This window comes from Halorubrum sp. ASP1 (genome assembly GCF_005435135.1).
Lineage (GTDB): Archaea > Halobacteriota > Halobacteria > Halobacteriales > Haloferacaceae > Halorubrum > Halorubrum tropicale.
Genome location: NZ_SGUA01000044.1, coordinates 1 through 660, shown reverse-complemented (window position 1 = coordinate 660; position 660 = coordinate 1). Strand labels below are relative to the sequence as shown.

General features: G+C 56.5%; 1 protein-coding gene. It reads right to left on the bottom strand.

Annotated elements, in window-relative coordinates:
• Nucleotides 1–52: 52 nt before the first annotated feature.
• Nucleotides 53–660: cytochrome d ubiquinol oxidase subunit II (locus EXE48_RS18160; protein WP_199236417.1), on the bottom strand; the 608-nt coding region annotated here is incomplete at its 5' end.

The window sequence follows — 660 nt, the reverse complement described above, 5'->3', positions numbered from 1 at the left end:
CGTCCGAACAGATGCTGAAAAGATCTCCGACGCCAAGCGGTGATCTACACGTTCAATTTTTGTATCCCTCACCCTTGATCGGACCGCTAAACACGCCATAGAGGAATTTGAAGTACCACAGTACGAGGAGGAGCGCCGGAAATCCGAGAATCGTCACGAGATTCAGCGCTAACGGTGAGACAACCGCTTCTCGAACCGTCAAGCCGGTTGGCGGATAGATAGTCGGATACAGCAGGAGCGCGACCAGCAGGCTCAATAGCACAGGAAGCCCGAATGCGCTCACCAGCCAAGCACGGTGCTTGCCACTTAGGGCAAGAACACTTCCCCCCCCTCCCGCAATAACCGACAAGACGACAATCGCACCTACAGGAAGCGAAAGAACCGTCTCAGCAGTACCCCCGGCATCAGTTACGACAACAGTCGTCAGCAGAGCGACAACTCCGATCAAGTACGCAAGCGTCGCAATAATTCCGTACGTGCGCAGGTTGGACGCTAGCTGTGGCCTAGTTTTAGCTGTCAGAAAGGCGGCCCCGGTGGCGACCGAGACGGTTACGAGGCCAACACCAGTTAACAATGCCGGCAGCGAGAGTGTCGGCGCGTCAAAGATCCACCGACCAGCGAGAGTACCGAACAGCAGCGGTGCGAGAAAGCTCCCCCCAA